The organism is Microbacterium sp. K35 (genome assembly GCF_004794375.1).
Lineage (GTDB): Bacteria > Actinomycetota > Actinomycetes > Actinomycetales > Microbacteriaceae > Microbacterium > Microbacterium sufflavum.
The window spans coordinates 1-3,151 of the sequence record NZ_SSDM01000074.1 but is presented as its reverse complement, the minus strand read 5'-3'; the positions used below and the strand labels follow the sequence as shown (position 1 = coordinate 3,151).

Annotated in this window: 2 protein-coding genes and 1 pseudogene; all 3 read left to right on the top strand. The window is 72.0% G+C overall.

What is annotated here, in order from left to right; all coding sequences use genetic code 11:
- Positions 1-288: pseudogene (locus tag DW299_RS01970) on the top strand (NtaA/DmoA family FMN-dependent monooxygenase); the annotation flags it as partial.
- A 183-nt stretch (positions 289-471) separates the two neighbouring features.
- Positions 472-2,106, top strand: a complete 1,635-nt coding sequence (locus tag DW299_RS01965) for a TIGR04028 family ABC transporter substrate-binding protein (RefSeq protein ID WP_136035449.1) — start codon at positions 472-474, stop codon at positions 2,104-2,106.
- A 16-nt stretch (positions 2,107-2,122) separates the two neighbouring features.
- Positions 2,123-3,100 carry an ABC transporter permease gene (locus tag DW299_RS01960; protein WP_136035448.1) on the top strand — a complete coding sequence of 326 codons (978 nt, stop codon included), beginning with the start codon at positions 2,123-2,125 and terminating at the stop codon, positions 3,098-3,100.
- Positions 3,101-3,151: the final 51 nt, after the last annotated feature.

The following is a 3,151-nucleotide window of genomic DNA, read 5'->3' as shown; positions in this document are numbered from 1 at the left end:
GGACGAGGGGCCGCCCTGATCGAGCGCGTGGCCCACCTCGCGGGTCTCGGCATCGGCGCCGACGCAGCCCTCACCTGGCGGCATCTGGTCGCCGCGCACGCCGTGCCCGCCGCGTTCGTGGTCGGTGACGCCGCCGCGGTCGCCGACCACTTCGAGACGTGGCGCGACGCGGGAGCGGCCGACGGGTTCAACGTGCTCTCGGCGTTCCAGCCCGCGCAGTTTCGAGGCGTTCACGCACCTGGCGGCGCCCGAGCTGCGGCGACGCGGACTGCTGCGCGAGCACGGTGACGGCGCGATCACGCTGCGCGACCGCCTGCGTGTGACGTCGCGTGTCGATGCGTGACCGCGGGTGTCGCCGGGCGACCTTCCGCGTCCGCCGCCCGGCGCGCACCGCCCGCCGCTTCCTAGCGTGAACCCCACGCCGCACCCGTACCCACCTGCACCCACCCGCACCCCCGAGGAGTCCTCCGCATGAACCGCCGCCTGATCCGTACCGCCGCCGTCGCGCTGCCCCTCGTCCTGGCCGGGAGCCTCGCCGCGTGCGCGACCTCCGCCGCCCCCGCCGGCACACCGACCGACGCCGGGGCCCCTGTCGCGGGCGGCACGCTCACGTACCTGGAGCACCAGGCCTACACGAACCTGTACCCGCCGCAGGCCGGCTTCTACCCGAACGGCGGCATCGTCAACAACATCGCCGCCCGGCTCACGTGGCAGAACCCGGAGACGCTCGAGATCGAGCCGTGGGTCGCCGCGGATTGGACCGTGAACGACGACGCCACCGAGTACACGTTCGACCTGAACCCCGGCGTCACCTTCTCGGACGGCACGCCCCTCGACGCCGACGCCGTCGCGAAGAACTTCGACACCTACGGCCTGGGCGACGCCGACCGCGGGCTCACCGTGTCCGAGGCGATCAACAACTACGCCGGCAGCGAGGTGGTCGACCAGGACACCGTCACGTTCCGCTTCTCCGCCCCGTCGCCCGGGTTCCTGCAGGCCACGTCCACCATCAACTCCGGCCTGCTGTCACCCGACACGCTCGACGGCACGATCGAGGACTTCGGCGCGGGCAATGCGGCCGACATCGTCGGCTCCGGTCCGTTCACCGTCACCGACGAGAAGCTCGGCACGGAGTACACCCTCGCCGCGCGCGACGACTACGCCTGGGGTCCGGAGAGCGCCGACAACGACGGCCGCCCGTACCTCGACGCCGTGCACGTGCTGATCACCCCGGAGGACTCCGTGCGCATCGGCTCGCTGCTCGCGGGGCAGGCCGACTACGTGCGCTACGTGCAGGCGTTCGACGAGGACCGTGTGGAGGGCGCCGGCTTCACGCTCTACGCCCCGCAGACCCGCGGCGTGAACAACTCGATCGCCCTGCGGCCGGACAACCCGCTGCTCTCCGACATCCGCGTGCGCCAGGCGATCATCGCGGCCGTGAACGCGCAGGAGGTGGTCGACACGCTCTTCACCGAGAACTACCCGGTGGCGACGTCGGTGCTGTCCTCCCAGGCGGTCGGCTACAAGGACGAGTCGGAGCACTACACCTTCGACCCCGACCGGGCCGAGGAGCTGCTCGACGAGGCCGGCTGGACGCCCGCAGGCGACGGCATCAGGGAGAAGGACGGCGAGCGCCTCGCGATCACGGTCTACGAGGCGAAGCCGCAGCCGCTGTCGAAGCAGACGCTGGAGCTGATCGCCCAGCAGCTCGCGAAGGTCGGCGTCGAGCTGACCGTGAAGCCCGGCGATGCCGGCACCTATGCCGAGGACACGCGCGACCCGCTGAAGACCGGGTTCTATCACTCGATGGTCGGACGCGCCGACCTCGACGTGATCAAGAGCCAGTACTTCACGAAGAACCGCGACGTGCTGATCTCGCAGGACGCGACGCTCGACGAGCTGCTGCTCGCCGTGGCCTCCGAGCCCGACGCCGACGCGCGCATCGCCGCGTCGCAGGCCGTGCAGGACTACATCGCCGAGCAGGCCTACGTGATCCCGCTGTTCGAGGAGCCGCAGGTCTACGGTGCCGCGACGTACGTGCACGGCGTGGCGTTCGAGTCGGTCGGGCGCCCCACGTTCTCCGGCGTCTGGCTCGCGGAGCACTGAGGGCGACGGTGACGCGATGAGCTTCGTCCTCCGACGAGCCGGGCAGGCCGCGATCGTGCTGGTCGCGGCCTTCACGGCCACCTTCTTCCTGCTGCAGCTCCTGCCGGGCGACGCGATCCTGATCAAGTTCTCCGACCCGAGCCTCGGGCTCTCGCCGGAGCAGCTCGACGGGATCCGCGCGACCTATGGCGCCGACCTGCCGTGGTGGGAGCAGTACGTGCACGCCGGGCTCGGCTTCCTCGCCGGCGACTTCGGCTACTCGACGCAGTTCGGCACCCCGGTGCGCACGATGCTGGCCGAGGCGCTGCCCGCGACCCTGCTGCTCGCGTCGCTCGGGCTCGCGGTGGCGCTCGTGCTGGCCGTGCTGATCGCCGGGCTGTCGTCGCTGGCGCCGTTCGCGTGGCTGCGCGCGGGACTGCGCCAGGTGCCTGGCCTCTTCGTCGCGGTGCCGGTGTTCTGGCTCGGGATCCTGCTCATCCAGGTGTTCTCGTTCGGCCTCGGCTGGGTGCCGATCGTGGGAGCCGACCCGGTGAGCGGGCTCGTGCTGCCCGTGCTCACCCTGGCCGTGCCGATCTCCGCGCCCCTCGCCCAGGTGCTGGTGCGGGCGATCGACCAGGTGCAGGCGCAGCCGTTCGTGACCGTGCTGCGGGCGAAGGGCGCACCGCCGGCGTGGGTGCTCACGCGCTCGGTCGCGCGCAACGCGGCGGTGCCGACGCTCACGATCGCGGGCGTGCTGTTCGGTGAGCTCGTGGGCGGCGCCGTCGTGACGGAGACCGTGTTCGGCCGGACCGGGATCGGACGCCTCACGGAGCAGGCCGTCGCGAACCAGGACATCCCGGTGCTGCAGGGGGTGGTGCTGCTGTCGGCACTCGGCTTCGTGCTCATCAGCTTCGCGGTCGACCTCGCCACGCCGCTCATCGACCCGCGGCAGCGCACCTCCGCCCGCCGCGGTCGCCCCGAACCCCGCCGCACGCTGCAGGAGGCCACCGCATGACCGCGCCCGTGATCGCCGAGACCGCGGACGCCGTCTCCGCGACCCCCTCGG

Excerpts from the sequence above, each read along its gene's own strand:
- DW299_RS01965 (WP_136035449.1), top strand. The coding sequence starts at position 472 with ATGAACCGCCGCCTGATCCGTACCGCCGCCGTCGCGCTGCCCCTCGTC.
- DW299_RS01960 (WP_136035448.1), top strand. The coding sequence starts at position 2,123 with ATGAGCTTCGTCCTCCGACGAGCCGGGCAGGCCGCGATCGTGCTGGTC.